Origin of the sequence: Acidovorax sacchari (assembly GCF_042847045.1) — a bacterium.
GTDB classification, from domain to species: Bacteria; Pseudomonadota; Gammaproteobacteria; order Burkholderiales; family Burkholderiaceae_C; genus Paracidovorax; species Paracidovorax sacchari.
The window spans coordinates 3,158,875-3,183,172 of sequence record NZ_AP035783.1 but is presented as its reverse complement, the minus strand read 5'-3'; the positions used below and the strand labels follow the sequence as shown (position 1 = coordinate 3,183,172).

Genomic DNA, 24,298 nt, shown 5'->3' with positions numbered 1-24,298 from the left:
GGAAATCGCCGGATGTATTGCCTGAAAGCATTCGCCATCGGCGGCCCGGCCCGGGGAGGGGAGGGCGCAGCGCCGGTGGCGGACAACCACAGCCAATACACGGATACAGGGCAGATATGGTCGCCAACGTCAGCGCAAACGGACTGGGTCTCAGCACGGGCTCGCTCGCCACACTGGGGCAGCAGGGGGTGTTCGGCAACGCGGCGCAGGGCCGGGGGGGCGAGCAGGCGTACGTGAACCTGGCCAACGGCAACCTGGTGCTGCAGCGGCGCGACGACTTCGTGGCCAGCCAGGGGCTGGGCATGGACGTGGTGCGCACGTACAACAGCCAGGGACTGCTGGACGACGACAACGCGGACAACTGGTCCATCGGCATCTACAACCAGCCACTGCGCCTGTCGGGCACGCGCAATGCGGCGGACAGCGTGCTCACGCGCACGGCGGCCGACGGCGCACGCTCGGACTACGCCTTCGATGCGGCCCAGGGTCTGTACGTGGGCACGGACGGCGCGGGCGCCTACGACACCCTGCGCTGGGACGACGCGGCGGGGCAATACGTGTGGACCGATGGCGACAGCGGCGCGCAGGAGCGCTACGAGGGCAGCGGCGACCACCGGCTCGTCTCGCGCTCGGACGCGCACGGCAACACCACCCGCTACCAGTACGGCGCCGACGGCCTGCTGACGAGCGTGGTCGATGCGTCCGGGGAGACCACCTGGTACGACTACGCCGGCCGCAACCTGTCGCAGATCCGCGTGGTGGCCAAGGACGGCACCACCACCAGCACGCGCGTGCACTACGCGTACGACGCGCTCAACCGTCTTGCTTCCGTCACGGTGGACCTGACCCCGGGCGACAACGACATCGCCGACGGCAAGGTGTACCAGACCACCTATACCTACGACGGCGACAGCCGCCGGGTGGCCACCGTGGCGCAATCGGACGGCACGCGGCTGGCGATCGGCTACGTGCTGGTCGATGGCGACTACCGCGTGGCGAGCGTGCAGGACGCTCTGGGCCTGACCACCCGCTACGCCTACGACACGGCCGCGCGCACCACCACGGTGACCGACCCGCTCAACGTGGCGAGCCGCTACGCCTACGACGACAAGGGCCAGCTGCTGCGCGTGCAGGCGGGCATCACCGAGGCGAAGCCGGCCGGGCTCTCGCAGCTCTACTACCGCTACGACGACCAGGGCAACGTCACGGCGATGACCGATGCGCTGGGCCGCAGCATCGCGATGCAGTACGACGCGCACGGCAACCAGACACTCAAGGTGGACCCGCTGGGCAACACCGTGGTGCGCACCTACGACGACCGCAACCAGCTCCTGACCGAGACCTTGCGTGCAGGCGATGGCAACAACAACACGGCCACCACCCCCGTGTTCGGCGGCAGCACTTCGCCCGGCACCCCACCCGACAGCACCACGCGCTACATCTACAGCGCCCAGGAGCGCGGTCAGCTGCGCTTCGTGGTCAGCGCCGAGGGGCGGGTCACCGAATACCGCTACAACAGCCTGGGCCAGCGCGAGACCACGCTTGCCTACGCGGCGGCGGCCTACGACCTTGCCTCCCTGGGCTCCACCAGCGTGCCCACGGAAGCGCAGATGGCTTTCTGGGCGGCCGGGCAGGACCTGCGCGGCGGCCAGCGAACCGACCTGCACTACGACTTCCGCGGGCAACTGGCGCAGAGCATCGCCTACGGCACGCTGGATGCGTCCGGCGCGGGCAGCGACCCGGCGGTGACGCAGTACGTCTACAGCCAGGCGGGCGAGCTGCTCAAGACCGTGCAGCCGCGCACGGACAGCATCACGCAATATGTGTATGACGGCCTGGGCCGGGTGATCGTGGCGAGCGCCCCGTCGTCCGACGGCACGAGCGCGAACACCACGATCACGAGCTACGGCGACACCACCACCACGGTGACGCTGGCCAACGGGCTGAGCACGGTCTCGAACTACGACGCGGCGGGCCGGCTCACGAGCGTGCTGCAGAGCAGCGCGGGCACGACGCTGGGCATCACGCGCTACGCCTACGACACGGCAGGGCGGCTGGTGATGACGCAGGACGCGACGGGCGTGCGCCAGTGGGTGGTGTACGACGCAGCGGGCCGCAAGGTGGCGGACGTGGACGGCACGGGGGCAGCCAGGGAATACCGCTACAACGCCAACGACCAGCTCACGCAGACGATCGAGTACGCGACCCGCCTGGCGGGGCTGCCCGAAGCGCCGAAGCTGGAGGCGATCCGCGCGCTGGCGTCGGCGGGCGACCGCAGCAGCTGGCGGCTGTACGACAGCGCGCAGCGGCTGGCCTGGCAGGTGGATGCGGGCGGGGCGGTGACGCAGACGGAGTACGACGCGGCCTCGCGCGTGGTGGCTGTCACCCGGCTGGCCACGCCCATCGATACGGCGATGCTGGGCGATGGCTCGGCCTTCCTGGTGGGGGGCGCGGGACTGGTGCGCATGGACAGCGCCGGTCTGGCCGCCACGGCCATCGCCATGCGGACTTCCGCGGCGAGCGTTCCGGCGGGATCGGCACTGACGCTGGAAGCCGCCGTCTCCGGAAGCCAGCCCGCAGGTACCGTCACCTTCTACAGCGGAAACACCGTGCTGGGAACGGCACAGATTTCCAACGGTATTGCACGGCTGACGCTGGGCACCCTCGCCACGGGCACCTATGCGTTCACCGCCCGTTACGAAGGCGACGCCACCCACGCGGCCGCCACCTCGGCAGCGGCCTCTGCCACGGTGCTCCAGGCGGCCAGGGTGACTCTCGACCCATTGCCCGCCACGCTGGCCGCTGGCCGGGCATCGGTCTTGAAGGCGACCATCACCGGTACGTCTCCCGGCGGAACCGTGACGTTCTTCGATGGCGCCACCGTGATCGGCAGCGCCGTGGTGCAGACCGCAGGGGGCATTTCCAACGCGACCCTGGCCTGGAGCACGCAGGACCTCGGGAACCATGCGATTTCCGCCGTGTACTCGGGCGACGCGGCGAACGCGCAGGCCGTCACGGCTTCCTCCGCAACGGTCAAGGTGGGGCGCGGCAGCGAAATCGCGCTCGACAGCAGTGCCACGCCCTCCACCGCGGGCACACCGCTTGCAGTCCGCGCGCGCGTGTCCGTGCCTGGCGGACAGGCCCAGCCGACCGGATCGGTGGCGTTCTACCGCGGCAGCGAACTGCTGGGCACCGCCACGCTGGATGGCCAGGGCCTTGCCGTCCTGAACACCTCCGCACTGCCCGTCGGTTTGCATGCGATCACGGCCGTCTACCAGGGGGATGACTCGGTGGCCGGCAGCAGCTCAGCCACCTTCGCGCAAACCGTCCTGCCCCCGGCCGCCACCACGGCGGTGCTGGCGACCTCGCACGTCCAGGTCGCCACCGGCGGCGGCCTGACCCTCACCGCGCGCATCGCGGCGGTGGCGGACCCTGCGGCAGCCCCGGGAGGAACGGTCACGTTCTTCGATGGCGATACCCGCCTGGGCAGTGTCGCTCTCGCCAATGGCCAGGCCAGTTTCAGTGTGACGGGCGTCGGAGCGGGCAGCCATGGTTATCGCGCCGTCTATAGCGGTGATACCGCCGATGCCGGCAGCACCTCCGCCACCGCTTCGGTGATGGCGGTCGCCAACGGGCCGGACATCGCGACACCCGGCGGCGGCGCCAGAACGCTCGCCCTTTCCGCTTCCGCATCCAACGTGGCCAAGGGTGGCGTAGTCACCTTGACCGCCACCGTCGCCGGCGACCGCCCCACGGGATCGGTCGTCTTCGTCAGCGGCGGCAAGATCCTCGGCTCGGCTTCCCTGGCCGACGGCAAGGCGGTCCTGTCGTTCACGCCGCTGGAAGCGGGCCTTCTCGATGTACAGGCGCTGTACTCTGGCGACGCTGCCAACCCGGCCGTCGCCAGCGCTCAGCCCGTGCGCCTCACGGTCGCACCCACGGCACCGGGCATGGCCCTGTCGCTGTCCTCCACGCAGGCCGTGCGCGGCGCGGCCGTGGTGCTGACGGCGACGCTCTCCGGCAGTGACGGCACCATGCCCCCTACGGGCAGCGTGACCTTCTATGCCAACGGCTTGGCGCTGGGCACGGCCATGCTGTCCCAGGGGCAGGCGTCGCTGGGTGTGAGTACTCTGGACGTCGGCGCGAATGCCATCACCGTGCAATATGCGGGCGACGCACGCAACGCCGCAGCCACATCCGCGGCGCAGAGCCTGCGGATCGTGCCCGCGCCCGCCACCGTGGCGCTCGGAGTTTCCGCTGTGCAGGCGGTGGCCGGAGCGGCCCTGACCTTCACCGCCACCGTCGCGCCTGCTGCGGGTGGCGCGGCGCCCTCGGGGCGCGTGGATTTCTTCAACGGCACGTCGTTCCTGGGATCGGCCGTGCTCGCCAACGGGGTGGCGGCCCTGACGACCAGCGCGCTGCGCAACGCGGGAGCCGCGAACATCACGGCGGTTTACACGGGCGATGTCGTCGGTGCCGTTTCGCCGTCGCTGGCCGTTTCGATCTCTTCGGGCGTGGATATATCGGTATCCTCCCCGCGGATCGTGTCGGGCAACCCGGTGGTGCTGTCGGCGAACGTGGGTAGCGGCACGGGACAGGTGAGCTTCTTCGACGGCTCGGTGTACCTGGGCAGCGCGAACGTTTCCGACGGCGTTGCGAGACTGACCACGAAGGCGCTGACGCAGGCGGGCAGCCATGCGATCACGGCGGTCTTTGCGGGCGACGCGAACCGGGCGGGGGCCGCTTCGGCGGCTGTGGCCATCCAGGTGGCCGACGCGGTGGAACTGGCCGTCTCCGGCAGCTCGGTGGTGGCGGGCACGCCGCTGGTGCTCACGGCCAGCGTCAACAGCGCCACCAGCGCCCTGGTCAACGGCGTGGCGGTGCCGGCTGGTGCGATCGCCAACGGCGTGACACTCATCGACGGCACGGTCACCAAGACCAGCGGCACGGCCGACTGGGAGTCTTCGATCCGCAGCACGGTGGGCGTGAGCGGTGGTGCCAGCGTGAGCTTCAGGGCGGGGCAGACCAACAAGGCCATCATGGTCGGCCTGAACACGGACCCTGGCACGAACGACAACTACCTGACCATCGACTGGGCCATCTACGTCACCTACGACGGTGCGATGTACGCCTACCAGAACGGTACGAGCGTGGCCTCGCTGGGCACGTACACCACGGGCGACGTGCTGAGCGTGGAGTATGCGAACGGGGTGGTGAGCTACCGCAAGAACGGAGCGGTGCTGCGGCAGGAGTCGGCCAACATCACGCAGCCGCTGTACCTGGATTCCTCGTTCTACGGAACGGGGGGATCCATCGCGGGGCTGAAATTCAGGAACGGGTCGGGCCAGGAGGTGCCGCTGAACGCTGCGGCCGCGCCCACGGGCACGGTGACTTTCTTCAACGGCCGGCAGGTGTTGGGCACGGCCAGCGTGGTCAACGGCGTGGCTCGGCTCACGACCGGGGCGCTCGCGGCGGGTACGGCGCAGGTCACGGCGGTCTACAGCGGCGATGCCAACAATGCGGCAGCGAGCTCGGCGGCGAACGCAGTGGCGGTGAACGATGCGGTCGGGGTGAGCGCATCGGCCACCACCATCGCCGCAGGCAATGCGGTGAGGCTGACGGCGCGCATGAACGCGCAGCCCAGTGTGGTGACCTCGGGCGTTTCGTTCGAGTCGGGTGCGATCCGGAAGACCGGCACGGCCAGCCAGTGGGATGCCTCCGTGCGCAGCACGGTGGGCTACGCGGGCGGCGCAAGCGTGCGCTTCACGGTGGCCGGTCAGTCCGATCAGAACTATGTGATCGGCCTGAACACGGACCCGGCCTCGGACAACGGAGTGGCGTCGCTGGACTGGGCGATCCATGTATCGGGCGAGACCGTGGAGCTGTACCACGACGGCATACTGGTGGCCAACGTAGGCACCGTCGTGGCCGGCGACGTGCTGGCACTGGGCTATGACAACGGGGTGCTGTCGTTCTCGAAGAACGGCGTGGTGTTCCGGCGCGATGTGGTGCAGATCAGCCAGCCGCTGTACCTGGACTCGTCGTTCTATACCCCGGGCTCGTCGGTGTCGGGGCTGGAATTCCGCGATGCCACGGGCACGGCGGTGGCACTGAGCGCCAAGCCGGCGGCCACGGGGCGCGTGACGTTCCACAGCGGCGGCACGGTGCTGGGCACGGCCACGCTGGTGGACGGCGTGGCCAGCCTGACCACGCAAGGGCTCACCGCGGCCGGTGTGGCCAGCATCACCGCCATGTATGAAAGCGATACCGACGGCACCAAGGCGCAGTCGCAGCCGCTGGCCATCGTGGTGTCGGGTGGTGATTCGCAATCAGCCACGGCTGCCAATGCACCGGTGCTGTCGGTCTCGTCGCCGAAGATCGTGTCGGGCAACCCGGTACTGTTGTCGGCGAACGTGGGCAGCGGCACGGGTTCGGTGAACTTCTTCGACGGCTCGGTGTACCTGGGCAGCGCGAGCGCGGTCAACGGTGTGGCGAGCCTGACGACCAAGGCCCTGACCCGGGCGGGCAGCCACTCCATCACGGCGGTGTACGCGGGCGATGCGAATCGGGCGGGGGCCGCTTCGGCGGCCTTGGCCATCCAGGTGGCCGACGCCGTGGAGCTGGCCGTCTCCGGCAACTCGGTGGCTGCGGGTACGCCGCTGGCGCTCACGGCCAGCGTCAACAGTGCCACCAGCGCCCTGGTCAACGGCGTGGTGGTGCCGGCCGGTGCGATCGTCAACGGCGTGGCGATCATCGACGGCACGGTCACCAAGACCAGCAGCACTGCCGACTGGGAGTCTTCCATACGCAGCACGGTGGGCGTGAGCGGCGGGGCCAGCGTGAGCTTCAGCGCGGGCCAGACCAACAAGGCCATCATGGTCGGCCTGAGCACGGCTCCCGGCACGAACAGCCACTACCTGAGCATCGACTGGGCGATCTACATCACCTACGACGGCGCGATGCATGCGTACCACAACGGGGATTACGTCGCCTCGCTGGGCACCTACACGACGGGCGACGTGCTGAGCGTGGAGTATGCGAATGGAACGGTGAGCTACCGCAAGAATGGCGCGGTGCTGCGGCAGGAGTCGGCCAACATCACGCAGCCGCTCTATCTGGACACCTCGTTCTACGGTACGGGCGGCGCGATCGCGGGGCTGAAATTCAGGAATGCCACGGGCCAGGAGGTGCCGTTGAACGCGGCGGCCGCGCCCACGGGCACGGTGACGTTCTTCAACGGCCGGCAGGTGCTGGGCACCGCGAGCGTGGTCAACGGCGTGGCGCGGCTCACGACCGGGGCGCTCGCGGCGGGTACGGCGCAGATCACGGCGGTGTACAGCGGCGATGCGGGCAACGCGGCGGCGACATCCGCGGCCACGGTGATGGCGGTGACGGACTCCATCGGCCTGAGCGCATCCAGCACCAGCGTGACCGCGGGCGATGCGGTGACGTTGGCGGCGCGCATGAACCAGCGACCGAGCGCCATGGCATCGGGCGTGTCGTTCGAATCGGGTGCGGTCAGCAAGACCGGCACCGCGAGCCAGTGGGATGCCTCCGTGCGCAGCACGGTGGGCTACGCGGGCGGCGCCAGCGTGCGCTTCACGGTGTCGGGGCAGCCGGACCAGCGGTACATGGTCGGGTTGAACACGGACCCGGCGACGGACAACGATGCGTCCTCGATCGACTGGGCGATCCACGTGACGGGCAGCACGGTGGAGCTCTACCACGATGGCTCGCGGGTGGCCACCCTGGGCAGCATCGTGGCCGGCGATGTGCTGGCGCTGGGCTACGAGAACGGGGTGCTGTCGTACTCGAAGAACGGCGTGGTATGGCGGCGCGATGCGGTGCAGATCAGCCAGCCGCTGTACCTGGATTCGTCGTTCTACGCACCGGGCTCGTCGGTGTCGGGGCTGGAATTTCGCGATGCGGCGGGCACGCTGGTGGCGCTGAGCGCCAAGCCGGTGGCGACGGGGCGGGTGACGTTCCACAGCGGCGGCGCGGTGCTGGGCACGGCCACGCTGGTGGACGGCGTGGCCAGCCTGACCACGCAAGGGCTCACCGCGGCCGGCGTAGCCAACGTGACGGCCACCTACGAAGGCGATGCATACAACGCGGCGGGTTTCTCATCGGTTCTGGTGCTGGCCGTCAAGTCCGCGCAGGATAGCCGGCCATCCACGACCACTTCGCTGATCACGTCCACGGCGGCCACCACGCGCGGCCAGGAAGTGGCGCTCACCGCGACGGTCTCCGGAAACGCCTCCGGCTTCGTCACCTTCTTCAACGGCGACCAGGCGCTCGGAGTGGCCGCGCTGGCCAACGGCGTGGCCGTCTGGAAGTCCAGGGACCTGCCCGTGGGGGCCTACGCCTGGCGCGCGGTCTATACGGGCGATGCGCAGTCCGCACCCAGCAATTCATCGGCGGTCGGCGGAAGCATCGTTGCCATGGGCGCTGGCGTCAGCCTGGCGGCGACGGTCACCGGCCGTTCCGGCAGCGAGGCGACGGTCACGCTCGCCGCGCGCGTGGCGGGCCTGCGGCCCGGTGGCACCGTCACCTTCTACAACAACGACGCACCCATCGGCGGCGGAACGGCCACCGTGGTGGATGGCGTCGCCACCCTGTCGGTCACGCTGCCATCCGGGTCCACCCGCATCACAGCCCGCTACTCCGGCGACGCCTCCAACGGCGCGGCCACGTCCGATGCGCTGGCCCTCGGCCTGCGCTCGGCCAGCACGGTTACCGTGACTGCACCATCGCCTGTCAATGCGTCTTATGGCAGCCCCGTCACCCTGAGCGCCACAGCCCCCTACAGCAACTCCAGTTCCGGCACCGTCACCTTCTACGCGGGCGAGCTGCTGGTCGGCGTGGCCGCCGTGCAGGCCAACGGCGTGGCCACGCTGGTGTCATCGGCCATTCCCGTGGGCTCCCGCACCATCACCGCCGCCTACTCCGGCAACACAGAGCGCGAGCCCGCCAGCCAGAGCGCCTCCGCGCCGCTGACCATCACCGGCATGGCGACGCAGACGGTGCTGACGACGTCCCGCAGCACCCTGGCCGCGGGCACTCCGCTGGTGCTCGACGCCACCATCACGTCCGGCGGCCGGACCGCCGGCATCGCGGGCACCGTGCGTTTCTATGCCGGCAGTACCTTCGTGGGTACTGCGCAGGCGACCGATGGCGTGGCCCGAATCACGCTTGCGGATGTCTCTTCCGGTGCCCTGACCGCGGTGTACGACGGATTCCAGGGCTTCTCCGGCAGCACTTCGCAGGCCGCTACTTCCTTCGTGCTGGCCGCCGCCACCACGATCGCGCTGTCCAGTTCCGCCGCGAGCGTGGGCGCGGATGCGTCCGTCACGCTGAGCGCGCGCATCGACGGCCGGCAGCCTGGCGGCACCGTCATCTTCCTGCGGGGCGACACGGTGCTGGGAACCGCACAGGTCGTCGATGGCGTGGCCCGCCTCGTGGTCGGTGGACTTCCGCCCGGCACGCATGAACTGCGCGCCCGATACGAAGGGGATGCCCGCAATGCAGCGAGTGCTTCCGCGGCGCTGGCGCAGGCCGTCACCCCGGCCGGAACGGTCGTGCTCGGCCTCGCGTCCGATGCCACCCTGGCGCAGGGGCAGGACATCTCCATCACGGTGGGTGGTGGCGCAGGCGGTTCCGTCACCCTGGTCGATGGTCACACCGTCGTCGCCACCGCCCGCGTGGTGAACGGCGTCGCGATCCTGTCCACCCGCGGCCTGGCGGCCGGCGGACACACGCTGACGGCCCACTATGCGGCAGATAGCGGCTTCGCGTCCGCGCAAATCGGCTTCGCGCTCACCCTCACGCCATCGCAAGGCTCCACGACCGTGGCCCTCAGCGCCACGTCGACCCGCACGCCCCAGGGCCTGGGCGCACTGCTCAGCGCTCAGGTCTCGGGCGACCAGCCCGGCGGCCGGGTGGCTTTCTACAACGGCGACCAGCTGCTCGGCACCGTCGATCTGGCCTATGGCCTGGCGGTACTGGAAGTCGGCAATCCGCCTTCCGTCCTGGATCGCTTCCGCGCCGTGTACCTCGGCGATGGTGCCCATGCCGGCAGCACGTCCGCCACGCTGGGCGGCCAGGCCATCTCCGGCGAGACGGTGTCTCCGCTGGTCCGCAGCACGCAGGACCGCACGGCCAGCCAGATCCACGGCCGGGACGGCCTGCTGCTGGGCACGGTGGACGGCGAAGGGTACCTGACGGAATACCGCTACGACGCGGCCGGCCGGGTGATCGGCAGCGTGCGCTACGCCCAGCCCGTGGCGGGCGGCGCGGCCGCCGGACTGGCTGCGGCGCGCGCAGGATCCCTCTCGGGCCTGCGCCCGGCGGCCAGCGTGGGCGACGCGCATACGGCTTATTTTTATGACGCCCAGGGCCGGCGCGTGGGCGAGCTCGATGCCGAGGGCTACCTCACGCAAAGCAGCTACGACGCGAACGGCAACCTTGCCACCGTGCGGCGCTACGCGACGGCGGTGGGGGCCACCACGGCCGCGCAGGTCACGGCCGCCACGCGCCTGGAGAGCCTCCTGCCCGGCATCTCCGCGCAGGACCAGGTCAGCACGCGCACCTACGATGCGCTCAACCGCGTGGTGCTGTCGGTGAACGCCGAAGGCACCGCCACGAGCTACCGCTACGACGCCATGGGCCGGCTGGTGGAGACCGTGCAGGCAGCGGGCACCCCGCAAGCGCGCACCACCGGCATGCGCTACGACGCCCAGGGCCGCCTCGTGGGCGAGCTCTCCGCGCAGGGCGCGGCGCAACTGGCGAGTGCCCGGGCAGCCGGACAGGGCGATGCGCAGCTCGAAGCGATCTGGCAGCAGTACGGCCTGAGCCACACCTACGACGCGGCAGGCCGGCGCACCAGCACCACCGACCAGAACGGCCTGAAGACGCAGTTCTTCTACGATGCCGCCAGCCGCCTCACGCACACCGTCAACGCCCAGGGCGAGGTCACGGAAACCCGCTACGACGCCTTCGGCCAGGTGCAGGCGAGCATCCGCCACGCCAACCGCCTCGATCTCTTCGCCCTGGCCAACGCCTCCGGCACGCCCGGGGGCGTCACCAACGCCGGCGTGCTGGCCGCGCTCGACCAGGCGCGCAACGACACGGCCGATCGCACCACCGGCTACCGCTACAACGCCACGGGCACGCTGGCACAGGTGAGCGATGCCCTGGGCTTCGCGCGCAACTACGTCTACAACACCTTCGGCGAGGAAGTGCGGCGCACGGGCGGCGGCCAGACGGTCGCCACCACTTACGACCGGCGCGGCCTGGCCGTGCAGACCGTGCAGGACCCCGATGGCCTGAAGGCGGCGACTTCCGTCACCTACGACGCCTTCGGCCGCGTGACGGCCAGCACCGATGCGATGGGCGCCACACGCACGCAGGCCTACGACCGCCTGGGCCGCACCATCGTCCTCACGGACGCGATGGGCCGCCGCAGCACGAGCAGCTACGACGCCTTCGGCCGCACCGTCACCCAGACCGACGCGCTGGGCCACACGACCACCTACGCCTACAACCCGGACGAGCTCAGCCTCACCGTCATCACGCCCGAGGGCGTCCGCGTCACCACCGTGCACGACCGCCTGGGCCAGACCGTCTCGGTCACGGACGGCAGCGGCGCGACCACCCGCTACGAATACGACGCCGACGGCCACCAGACGGCGGTGCAGACGCCGCTCGCGCGCACGACGGGCCTCTACGACGTGGCCGGGCGCCTGATCCAGGCGACGGACGCCAACGGCGTGATGACCTCGCTGGCCTACGACGCGGCCGGCCGGGTGCTCACCCGCATTGTGGACCCGCTGGGCCTGAACCTGGTCACCCGCTACACCTACGACGCGCTGGGCAACCAGCTGAGCGTGACGGATGCGCAGGGCGTGGTCACCCAGTTCGGCTACGACGCCAAGGGCCAGCTCATCCGCCAGGCGGTGGACCCCACGGGCCTGAACCTCGTCACCACCTTCGCCTACGACAGCGCCGGCCGGCAGGTGAGCGTCACCGACCCCAACGGCACGGTGACCCGCTACGAATACGACACCCTGGGCCGCCGGGTGCTGGAAGTGGTGGACCCGTCCACCGCCACGCACGCGGGCCTGAACCTCGCCAGGCGCTACACCTACGACGCGCTGGGCCACGTCACCAGCGCCACCGATGCGCAAGGCCACACCACGCGCTACGCCTACGACGCCGAAGGGCGCCAGCGCTTCGTGCTGGATGCGGCCGGCAACCTCGCCGAGACGTCTTATGACGCGGCCGGCCGCGTGGTGCGCCAGACGCGCTACGCCGCGGTCGTCCCGGCACCGGACGGCCTGCCCTCCAATGCGACGGAAGCGCAGCTCAACGGCCTCAAGCGCCCCAACGCGGCGCAGGACCAGACCGAACACCGCATCTACGACGCGGACAACCGCGTCACCGCCACGGTCAACGGCGCGGGCGACGTGGTGCGCTTCGCCTACGACGGCGCGGGCCGGGTCATCCAGCGCACGGCCTATGCCAGGCGCCTGGACATGGCCAGCTGGGCCGTGGGCACCGACCCGCAGCCAGGCACGGACGCGGCCAACTCCCCGGACCTGGTCACGCGCACCGTGTACGACGCGGCCGGCCGGGTGCGCTACAGCATCGACGGCACGGGCGCGGTGGTCTCGCAGCGCTACGACGGCAACGGCAACGTCACCCAGCGCATCCGGTACGCCAAGCGCCTGGACCTCGCCAGCCAGCCCCTCTCGGCCCACCCGAGCGAGTCGGAGATGGAACTCCGGCTGGTCTACATCTTCGATGCGCAGCGCGACGAGCACACGCGCATGCGCTACGACGCGGCCGGGCGGCTCACGCTGAGCGCCGACGGCGCGGGCGGCGTCTCGCAGTACCTCTACGACAAGGCCGGCCACCTGCTGCAGAGCACGCGCTACGCCACCCCCACGGGCGGCTTCGCATGGCGCGACGAGGGCACGACCGGCTTCGTGGGCACCCAGCCCGCGGCCGGCCAGCACGCTATCAGCGCCTTCGGCGCCGACGGCCAGCCCGCAGAGATCCTGGGCTACGTGGACGATACCCAGGCTGCAGGCAACGCGGCCCTGTACCTGGCGCGCAACACCGACGGCAGCTACTTCTACACCACCGACACGAAGAACCTGGAGCTCGTCCGGACCATCGCGGGCTGGAGCGTGGAGGGCGTCGTCGGCTACATCCGCACGGCGCCCACGCAGGGCACGACGGCGCTCTACCGCCTGAACCTGCAGGGCCACAACACCAACCGCTACACCACCAGCCGCGCGGAGGTGGACGGCACCCTCATCCCCGTGCCGCAGGCGAGCAACTCGGACGCCTTCGTGCGCAAGGTCTACGACAAGGCCGGGCGGCTCACGAAGGAAGTGGACGCCAGCGGTGCCGTGAGCACCTACGACTACGACGCGGCCGGCCGTCTGGTGCGCGAGACGCGCCTGGCGGTCCCCGCCACCACCTACCGCAACGCGCAGGCCGGCGCCATGCTGCTGGCCGAGCCCACGCCGGTGGCCAGCAGCGGCGACCGCACCACGCGCCACTTCCTGGACCGCGCGGGGCGCGAGACGCTCACCATCGACGCCGAAGGCGGTGCCACCGAGCGCTTCTACGACGGCACGGGGCAACTGCTGCGCGTGCGCCAGGTCGCCACGCAGCTCACCGACACGCAGATCGCGCAACTGGAGAGCCTGCGCGCGCAAACGGGCGAGCTCAGCCGCAGCGCCATCAACCAGCAGATGCCGGGCAGCGCCAACGACCGCAACACGCGCAACTACTACGACGCCGCGGGGCGCCTGGCCTTCACGCGCGACGCGCTGGGCCACCTGCAGGGCTACACCTACGACGGCGTGGGCCGCACGACCAGCCGCACCCTCTACATGCGCGAGCAGAGCCCGGACTACTGGGTCGAAGAGGGCATCACCGGCTTCACCCGAACGGGCGGTGGCGATGGCCTCAAGCCCCTCTATCGCCTGGGCGGCCCGGACGGCGTCAACGACCACCTGTACACCACGAGCGATGACGAGCGCGCGCAACTCATCGCCAGCGGCTGGAAGGACCAGGGCAACGTCGGCTACGTGGGCAGCCAGCCGGCCAGCGGCACGGCGCCGCTCTACCGCCTGCGCCCTCCGGGCAGCAGCAGCACCAACCACTACTACACCGCCAGCGAAGAGCAGCGCGCCTTCGCCAAGAACCAGTTCGGGTGGGTGGACGAAGGCATCATCGGCTACATCGACATCGCGCCCTCGAGCGGCAACACGGCGCTCTACCAGCTCAATGTGGACGGCACGGGCCGGCACTTCCACAGCCTGAGCCGCTCCGAAGTGGACTACGCGCTCATGCCCAACCCCGGGTTCACGCAAGGGCTGGACCACCGCGAGAGCATGGCCTATGACGCGGCGGGCAACCTGACCGGAAGCACCGACGCCGACAACAAGACGGAAACCACCGCCTACGACGGCGCGGGCCGCAAGACCTCGTTCACCAACAAGGCGCAGAGCACCTGGACATACGCCTACAACGCGGCGGGCCAGCTGGTGCAGGAGACCTCGCCGCAGGTGATGCTGTCCGATGGCCAGAATGCCACCCTGGCGAGCGTCGTCACGCGCATGGAATACGACGCCCTGGGCCACCTCACGGCGCGCACCGAGGCCGCGGGCCGCAACGAGCAGCGCACCACGCGCTACGAATACGATGCGCTGGGCCGGCAGGTGAAGACCCTCTTCCCGCCGGTGAGCGTCTACCAGGACGAGGGCGCCAACCTGCTGGCCAACGGCAGGAGCGGGGCGGGCACGCGCACCGAGCAGACCGTGGAGACCAGCAGCGAGACGCGCTACGACACGCTGGGCCGCGCCGTGGCCGGGCGAGCTGCCGGCAGCAGCGCGTGGAGCTACAAGGCCTACGACCGCGCGGGCCAGGTCGCGTGGGACGTGGACGCGCTGGGCTACGTGACGGGCTACACGCGCAACGCCTTCGGCGAGGCCGAGCGGCTCGTGCGCTATGCGCAGAACATCACCACCCGCACAGATGGCGTGCTCATGCGCGAAGACGAAGTGCGCGGGGCCATCACCGCCAGGGCGGGCAGCACCGACCGCGACATCCTCACCGGCTATGACCGCCTGGGCCGGGTGAAGGAGGTGCAGGAGCCCTACGTCTTCTTCGTGGACAGCGCCACGGGCGAGCAGGGCGGGGGCCGCAAGACCACACGCAACAGCTACGACGCGCTGGGCAACCTCACGAGCGTGGCGACCAACGTGGGCGCCAGCCAGTGGGCGACCACGCACTACGGCTATGACGTGCTGGGCCGGCGCACCTCGACCATCGATGCGCTGGGCTACCTCACTACCGACAGGTACGACACGGCGGGCAACGTCGTGCGGCACGCGGAGTATTACAAGCAGGGCGTGGCGATCGGCACGGACACCGACCCGGCCGCGGGCGACCGCGTCATCGACACCGACTACGACGTGCTCGGCCGCAAGATGGTGGAGACACGCCGCGGCGTGGGGTATGCGCGCGTGAACGCCGGCGCCGCGGACATTGGCGGGGTGCTCACGGACGCCCGCGACGACCTGGTCACCCTCTACGCCTACGACGCACTGGGCAACCTGCTGCGCACCACGGATGCGCTGGGCGCGACTACCTACCAGTTCTACGACGTGCTGGGCCGCGTACGCGCTATCGTGACGCCGGCCGTGAACATCGGCGTGGCGGCCAACCAGCAGGGCGCAGCCCCGGTGAGCCCGCTCACCGAGTTCCGGCGCGATGCGCACGGCAACGCGGTCTCCACCGTGCAATACGCGGGTGGCGCCACGGTGTCGGGCGATGGCCGGAGCTACACCGCCAACGCCGCGCCGGGCAGCCTGGCGGACCGCACCAGCTACACCCGCTTCGACGCGCAGGGCCACACGCTGGAGACCATCGATGCAGCGGGCAAGAGCCACTACTACGCCTACGACGCGCAGGGGCGCCTGGCCAAGGAGTGGCAGAACGTCAGCTACGTGGACGACGCGGGCGCGAAGCAGGTGCACAGCCTCTGGCGCGCCTACCGCTACGACGCGCTGGGGCGGCAGACCCACACCTACACGCCGCTGCAGGACAGTCCGGACCCGGCTAGCCTGCGGCTGGGCGATACGGAGCTGCAGTACAACGGCTTCGGCGAAGTGACGCGCAAGATCGTGCGGCAACTGAGCAAGCCCCTGGAGCCTGGTGAAAAAGCCGATGACACGCTGGGCATGATGGCACCCGACGGCACCCGTATGGAAGGCGACGAGGTCTACGACTACGACAACGCCGGCCGCGTGTGGCGCAGCAATGCGGGCGACGGGGTGATGAAGATCTGGGCCTACGACCTGCAGGGGCGCCAGACGGTGCAGCTGGTGGGGGCAGGGCGGTTCAAGCTGGACAGCTATGACAATACCCAGCAGGCGCTGGGCGTGCAGCAGACACTGGTCGTGAAGGCAGGGGAAACCGGAGAGTTCCGCCGCACGGACATGCAGTACGACCTGCTGGGCCGGCTGGTGAAGACCCTCGCACCGGAGCGCGCCAGCGAGAAGGCCATGGGGATTACCACGCGCCAGAACCTGGTGTATGGGGTGATCACTGGCACGGAAGTCCGCACTACCTACAACAACTCTCAGGACATCCAGGTCACGGAAAACTTCGGCCAGAACCAGGTGGATCTGGTATGGAACTCGCTGCAGGACCTCGGCAGCGGCGACGTGCGCGTCACGCTGAACTACATGAACACCAGCAACGAGGCAGCATCCCGCAGCATCGTGGTGGGTGCGGAAGAGTCGGTGAACGGGTACTCGTTCAAGTGGAAGTCGGCGAGCCAGAGCACGTCCGTGGGCATCCAGAGCATCCAGAACATCAAGGTCGAGAAGCTCGACATCTTCGGCAACTGGACCACGATCTACGATGCGGACACGCGCGAAAGCAAGCCCGGCCCGATCGCCTGGACCGAGCAACCCAGCCCCGGCCTGATCTGGAACGAGCCGGGCGCGGGCCGCAAGCCCATTTACCGCTACTACAACCGCTATACCCAAACCCATTTCTTCAGCACCGACACGGCGGACCGGCAGAAGTGGCTGGGCCAGGGTTCCGGCTGGCTGGACGAGGGCATCGCAGGCTACGTGGCCGAGCAGCCTGCGGCGGGCCTGACGGCGCTCTACCGGTTGGTCAAGAAGAATTCGAACGTCTCGGTTTACACGACCGATGTCAACCAGTTCAACAACCTGCGGGCCAGCGATTGGGAGGACCGGGGCATCGACGGCTACGTGGGAGTCGCAGGCTCGGCCGCGGCGCCTGCCGGCATGACCAAGCTCTACGCCCTGCAACACCACATCTCCGACAACGGGGATACGGAGTGGAAAGACGGGCTCTACACTACCTCGCTCAGCGATCGACGGGCGCTGCTGCAGGGGCTGTCAAGCGGCAGCAAGGGCAGCATCGGTCGCGTTGTCACCTTATATGGAGCCATGGCGGCCCAGACCATCGAAGTCAGCCTGCCGCAGAACCTCGTGACCCGGTTGCGCATGGAAGTACGCTCCGCCAGCGGAGGGGAGTGGCGTGCAGTGCGACTCACCAATGCCCAGCACACCTTCGGCTCTGCACACCGCATCGAGTTGAACAAGCTGGTCTGGGACGACAGCGGCCAAGCCGTCACGGTGGGCGGCTATGAATACCGCATGAGCAATGTGCAGGACACCGACGTACGGGAGGTCGGTACGGGAACGTTCTCGCTCTACGGCAACGGCGTGACCGACACCATCAGCTTCCCGCCGGTGCAGGACCTGGGCGTGATACGGGCTGCCATCGACAGCCGGGCGCAGCAGGTAATGCGTTGGCAGCAGGCCGCTCCGGACCAGAACGTCACCTTCAAATGGAAGCCCAAGGACAGCGCCGACTGGGAAGGCTCGCGCTCGGTAGGCAGGGGCGTGTTCACTCAAGGCGACGGGCGCACCACCGGCTTCGGCGCGGGCTACCAGGGCGTGGCGCTGGACATGAGCGGCGGCATCTACCAATACGAGGTCGTGGTGAGCGACGCCTCCGGTGCCACCGTGCGCCGCTCCGAAGGCGTGATGACCGTGCCGGGCGTGAGTCTGATCGACACGACGCCTCCGATCCTCCAGAAAAGCAATAACGTCGAGAACCTGGGCATTTTGGGTTATGTCTGGACTGATCCAGGCACGAACGGAACCCGCAAGCCGCTACACCGCTATTACTTCACTTACGAGAACAACGATCACCACATCACTACCGCGGATGACGATGTAATCCAGCAGATGAATGACCTGGTCGCCCGGGGGGACATGAAGTACGAGGGTGTACTGGGGTACGTCGATGTTCTGCCGAGCAGGCGCACCAGCCAAGCTTTGTACCAGTACAAGTATGGGAATACCAATGTCTACCGTCTGGCTTCGGACCCCAGGGCTGTCAATGACGGAAACTTCATCGTATTGAACGATAAGTCTCCGGTCGATTTCCAGCCAGGTCGCTGGTACCAGAATGGCTACCAGCGGGATGGTTACATCCTCACCGCACCGGAAGAAGGCACCAAACCCCTGTACGCCGTCTATGACGGCAATTCGTTCGGCAATCAGGGTCTGGGCGATTACCTTACCACCACTTCCGAGAAGGAAGTGACCGGCGTCGGCATGATGAACACCGACCCCCCGGGTAGGGACGGTACGGCTGCCAAGGCAAAGCTGACGCTTTCCGCTGGCCTGGCCGTCATCGATGGAATCACGCATCCCGTTCTGCAATGGAACCTTCCGGAGATGGGGGGGCGGGCCGTCGTGACCACAAGTCCATCCATTCCTGGTGAGCCAACACCTCCACGCCTGTTCTGGCAGGGCGACGGTCGCTCCCAATTCGTGGGCAGCGCGGCCCAGCAGGGCTTCGTGCTCGACGGGCTCACGCCGGGCGCGACCTATCAGGTGAAGATCGTCATCGAGCATGCGGCCACCATGTTCAGCGGCCCCTATATTGAGCAGGCGAATGTGACGATTGTCGTGCCTGCTGGCGGCGTGAATGGCCCCGTGGTGCTGCAGAACACAACCCCTGTGTATGCGCCCCAATTCCGTGCGCAGAACAGCGGGCAGAACAATCTGACCAACCGCCCGGCGACCATCCGCGGCTACGACCGCTGGAACAACGTCACCACCATCGACGAAACCCAGGGCCTGGGCGTGGGCACGCTGGTGCGCACGGCCACGATGCGCTATGACGCCAACAACCAGGTGATCGAGCAGTCGCGCCTGCACGAGGACGTGAACTTCGCGCAGTCCTGGGCGACGACAAAGGTGTACTACGACGCGATGGGCCGGCAGGTGGGCGTGCGCGATGCATTGGGCAACCTGAATGCGCAGGTGCGCGACCTGGCGGGCAACGTGGTGCAGGAGCGGCACGCCGACGGCGGTCGCATGGACTACACCTACAACGCCTTCGGCGACAAGGCAAGTTCGGCCGAGACGATGAGCGCCGGGCGCATCGTGAAGACGAAGTACACCTACGACCAGATGTCTCGGCTCACGCAGACTTCGCTGGACAAGGCCATTTCCCGCTACTGGGTCGATGGCAACATGAACGGTGCGGTGGCGGGGAACCTGTACTCCGCCGACGACGACAAGGGCAACGGTGTCGTGTCCGGTAACGATTCCGGAGTCAAGAGTGCCAAGATGACGGTGCTGGAGACGGTGGAGTACGACGAAGCCGGCCGCAAGGTGCGGGTGACCAACGGCAACGACGAGTCCACGCGCTACCGCTACGACCGCATGGGCAACGTGGTGCTGAGCGGCCAGGAGACGATTCGGGGCGCAGGCGGAGCCACCGCCCCGCTGGCCTACACCATGCGCTACCGCTACGACGCGCAGGGCCGCAAGGTCGGCCAGACGGACGCCATGGGCATGACCCAGGCGTGGAACTACGACATCTTCGGCCACCTGATCGGCCGCACGGATGCGCAGTCGGGCGGCGGCGCGCCGGTGGACTTCAACTACACCTACAACCTCGCGGGCCAGCTCGTGCACGAGGACAACACCCGCGTGGAACCGGGCGTGGGCGGGGCCGCGGCCACCAGCAAGAAAAAGAACATCGACTACCGCTACGACGGAGCGGGCCAGCTGATCGAGATCCGGGACAACTACCTCGGCCAGACCACCCGCTACGAATACGACCTCGCCGGCAACCGGGTGGCCGAGAAGATGTCGCAGAAGACGCTGCTCACCTCCGGGCTGCTGGACGACGTGGTGTACCAGGACAACCACCTGGTGTATGACGCGCAGCACCGGCTGCGGGCGGTGTTCGACGGGCGCTCGGACGTGCGCATCACCTATGACCTGGGGGGCAACCGCCAGAAGGTGACGACGCACGTCATCAACACGATCCGCACGACCACGGACCAGGGCGGACTGCAGGAGCGGCAGGTGGTGCATACCGACACCACGGACTTCCTGTACGACGGTATGAACCGGCAGATCTGGAGCCGGCAGACGTCCTCCGTCACTGGCGCCATCGAGACCCACAGGTACAGCTATGACCTGGCGGGCAACCGCATCATGGACCAGACCTACAGCGGGCCACCCATTCCGAAAACGGACAATAACCCCGGGTCTCCGGACGGCAAGCTCAAGAAGACCTATACCTATACCTATGACGATCTGCACCGCATCGACTATTACCGCGGCGATGGCGCGAGCGATCAAATGGACCGTATCCTGTACGACGGCGCGGGCCGGCAGGTGGTAGCCCGCACGTTGATCGGCGAGGACGGCGGCAGCTACGAGTACCGCTACAACCAGTATGACGCCACGGGCAAGCTGCAGGACGTGCACACCGTGGTGCGCAGTTCCAAGACGGGCGACAACCAGGAGGTGTCGCAGCGCTCGGATGTGGCGTACCACGATGCGGGTGGCGTGACGGGCCTGGGGTACGACGCCGCAGGCAACCTGAAAGGCGTACGCCAGGACGGGGACGGCGGAGCCACGACGACGACCTACCAGTACACGTACTTGAACGGCAGCTGGCAGCAGAGCGCGGCGGTGACGAACCGCGGCAGCACGCAGGTAGCGACGGTGACGCAACGCGACGCCAACGGCTTCGTGGTCGGCATCCGCCAGCCCAAGGCGGAAGCGCAGGGGGGAACGGACTGGATCATGGCAGAGCTGAACCGGCCCAAGCTGAACGACGTGCGCTACGACCGCACGTTCGTGAACGACGCGAACGGCACGGCGGTATTCGTGAGCCAGGGCGGCTACAACGATATCGGCGAAGTCAAGAGCAGCATCGCCAACCCGGCCTCGGGCTACCAGGGCGGGGTGACGGGCAGCGCCCTGACCCCCGGCCACGTGCAGCGCCAGCTGGTCGCCAACGGCGAGGTGCTGGCGCGCTACGGCGACGCCCCCACCCAGGAGGAGAACACGCCCCAGACCAACAACCCGGCGTACGTGGACACGGCCGACTTCCGCCTGCAGGCCGCGCAGATCCGCCCGCGCCACAAGAGCCTGGACCCGGTGGCCTACACGGTGGTGGGCGGCGAGACGCTGAAAGACATCGCGCGCAACGTGCTGGGCGACGCGAGCCTGTGGTGGCGCATCGCGGACGCCAACAGCCTGGCGGTGTCGGGCGACGGCGTCTTGACGGCAGGGCAGACGCTGACGGTGCCCAAGCTGGCGCTGAATGCGAACAGCGTGGAGACGTTCCAGCCGTACGATCCGAGCCAGGCGATGGGGAGCATGGATCCGGTGTTGCCGGTGCCGGCGAACGGGGGCGGGTGCGGGGGGATCGGGGCGATCATCATGATCGTCATCGCCGTGGTGGTGACGATCTATACGGCTGGCGCACTGGCTGCCGCAGGCTCGCTGGGCTCGAATGCCCTGGGCGCAGCAACATTGGCGGGCACCACTACTGGTGGAGGGTTTGCCGCCACCATGGCCGCAGGGGCCAGTGTCTTGGGAGGCGGAGCCGGCATAGGTGCAGGAATAGCTGCCGGCGTGGCAGGCGGCGCGATGGGGTCGATCGTCAGCCAGGCGGTCGGCAATGCGATCGGTGCGCAGGATGGCTTCAGCTGGAAGGGCGTGGCGCTGTCTGCATTGAGCGGAGGGGTGTCCGGAGGACTGGCGGGCACCAGCCTGCTGGGTGGAACGACCCTCGGGGTGACGGTGGCCCGGGCTGCTGCGAGCAGTGTGCTCGCGCAAGGCATCGGCGTGGCCACGGGCCTGCAGAGCAGCTTCAGCTGGAAGAGCGTGGCGGCAAGCGCTGCGGGAGCCGGCGTGGGCTGGGGCATGAACAATGCGTTTGGCTTGACGGACGCTAACGGCGTGCGGATCGACCAGTCGTTCGGATTGGAATCTATTGGCAAAGCGACGTTGAGTGGAGTTGCTGCAGGACTCACCACTGCTGTGGCGAGAGGCGGGCGAATCAGCGTTCAGCAAATAGCCACAGATGCGTTTGGCAATGCGTTGGGACACTCACTCGCGGACGTAATGAGCAAGCCCGGCACGCAGCCCGATGAGCTGCAGGGCATAGGACCATGGTCTGAACGGGATTACGTCAATGGCTCAGATTTGGAGAGCGACAACGCTTACTACTCTCGTCAGAAAGAACACATACTAGCTAGGGGTGGTTCCTCCATCAGTGATTCAGTCACCCCCGCCGAAATGATGGCCTACCGCATGCAGCAGGCCGGGTATGGTGATGACTGGAGCCTTGAGGAAGTGTCGCTCAAGCTCAATAGCAAGGCAGGGCTTTCCGGGTCGGGCCTTAAGGTGGGGACTAATCCATTTTCGTATAAATCAAATTCTGACTACAGTGTCAATGCTGATTACTCGCTAGAAATATCCAAATTGCGTTTGTCTTCGCAGATGGGCTTAGGTGTAAGTCCAGAGCTTGGGTTCACACAAATATGGGAATATTCAAGTAACTATGTAGGTGGTGCGGTCAAAGGTTTTGTGGGATTTTTTGCTGAAACCTTACCCAATATTCCAAAGTATTTATATGGCTTGACTACACGCCCTTTGGAGGCACTAGAGAGTGCTGCATATGGTATGCAGAATAGTGTGCGCCAAATGTTTGTTAATTCCCGGCGTGGCGAATTTGCTACCGCTGGAGCAATGGAAGGTGGCTTCTTGGGCGAACAAGTTGCCGGGGCCGCTTTGGGGTGGGGTGTTGGCATTGGCGCAAAAGGAGTTGGGGCAGGGATGCGCTATACAGTCAATGCGTTGCCAGATTCGGCATTTAATGGATTAATTCAGGCTTCTAATTTTATTGATCGCGCCACTTACTTAATTAATCCATTTAATTATAATTATGCAGGTGTGGCAGGTACGCTAGGCTCTGGACTTGTGCCAACCGGATTGAAAATGTCCGGCATAGTCGAAGTACGTGTTCCTTTCTGGGCAACCGCAGCACAGAAAGCAGACTATAATCTGTACACCCAAGTTGCAAATGAAGCCCTGAATGCAGGCTATTTGTCGCCAACGGGAAGGGTTTCTACAAACGGGGCATTACGGATGGAAGCCAACCGAGCAATCGCTGCTGAGAGGGCTTTGGCGGAACAGCAAGGGCGGCCATATCAAGGTGTTGTTGGGCACGGCCCAGATACAACTTGGACTGGTAAGCCAGGTGCTTACCGCTGGATAGATCAAGACTGGCGCGTAAATAGCTCTCTTGGCGGGCAGGCAGGACGTTATCCAATAGGATTTAAGCCAAGTGGTTTTGTTCTCAAGGGGATGTAATGATTAATTGGGCAGTTGAGTTATTGGATTTTGATCGATTGCACAAAGAAGAGGAGCTTGCGTCTAATGGAGTCATTAAAGCACTACCATTCGAAGCTCATGCTATGCCAGTCGATATCGACGCGGCAGAAAGAGCTATTGCGGGAAGGTTTGATTGTCAACATGTTGATTTCTTGCTGCATGCAAATGGATGGAATAATTTCTCTGCAGACATAGATTTGTTTGGTACTCCTGATTTCTGCGGCTCCAATCGATTTCGACAAGCGCAGGAGTGGGTAAATATGATGCATAGAGGAGCACTAGGCAGCTACGCAAAGCAGCGCTCTAGCATGCTGCCCATTGCAAAGAGTTCTTCTAGTACCGACTTATTGCTAATGATTCGGGAGCGCGGACAGGTGCAGCCCAAGGTCCTGTGGGTTACTAATGAATTGGTTGAAGAGTTCGAAGATTTTAATCAAATGTTTGTTAGTTTCAAAAAATACCAACAACAAGCAATTGACTATTGGCTCAAACGCAATAAGGGTGGCACACCTTAG

The 24,298-nt window shown here is 67.1% G+C and carries 2 protein-coding genes; both read left to right on the top strand.

All coding sequences use genetic code 11. From position 1 onward, the window contains the following. Positions 1 to 116 precede the first annotated feature (116 nt). Positions 117 to 23,762, top strand: a complete 23,646-nt coding sequence (locus ACGHC0_RS14190) for an Ig-like domain repeat protein (protein WP_415265915.1) — start codon at positions 117 to 119, stop codon at positions 23,760 to 23,762. Next, positions 23,762 to 24,298: a hypothetical protein gene (locus ACGHC0_RS14185; protein WP_415265914.1), complete on the top strand. Its 537-nt coding sequence runs from the start codon at positions 23,762 to 23,764 to the stop codon at positions 24,296 to 24,298. Before ACGHC0_RS14190 ends, ACGHC0_RS14185 begins: the two co-directional genes overlap by 1 nt.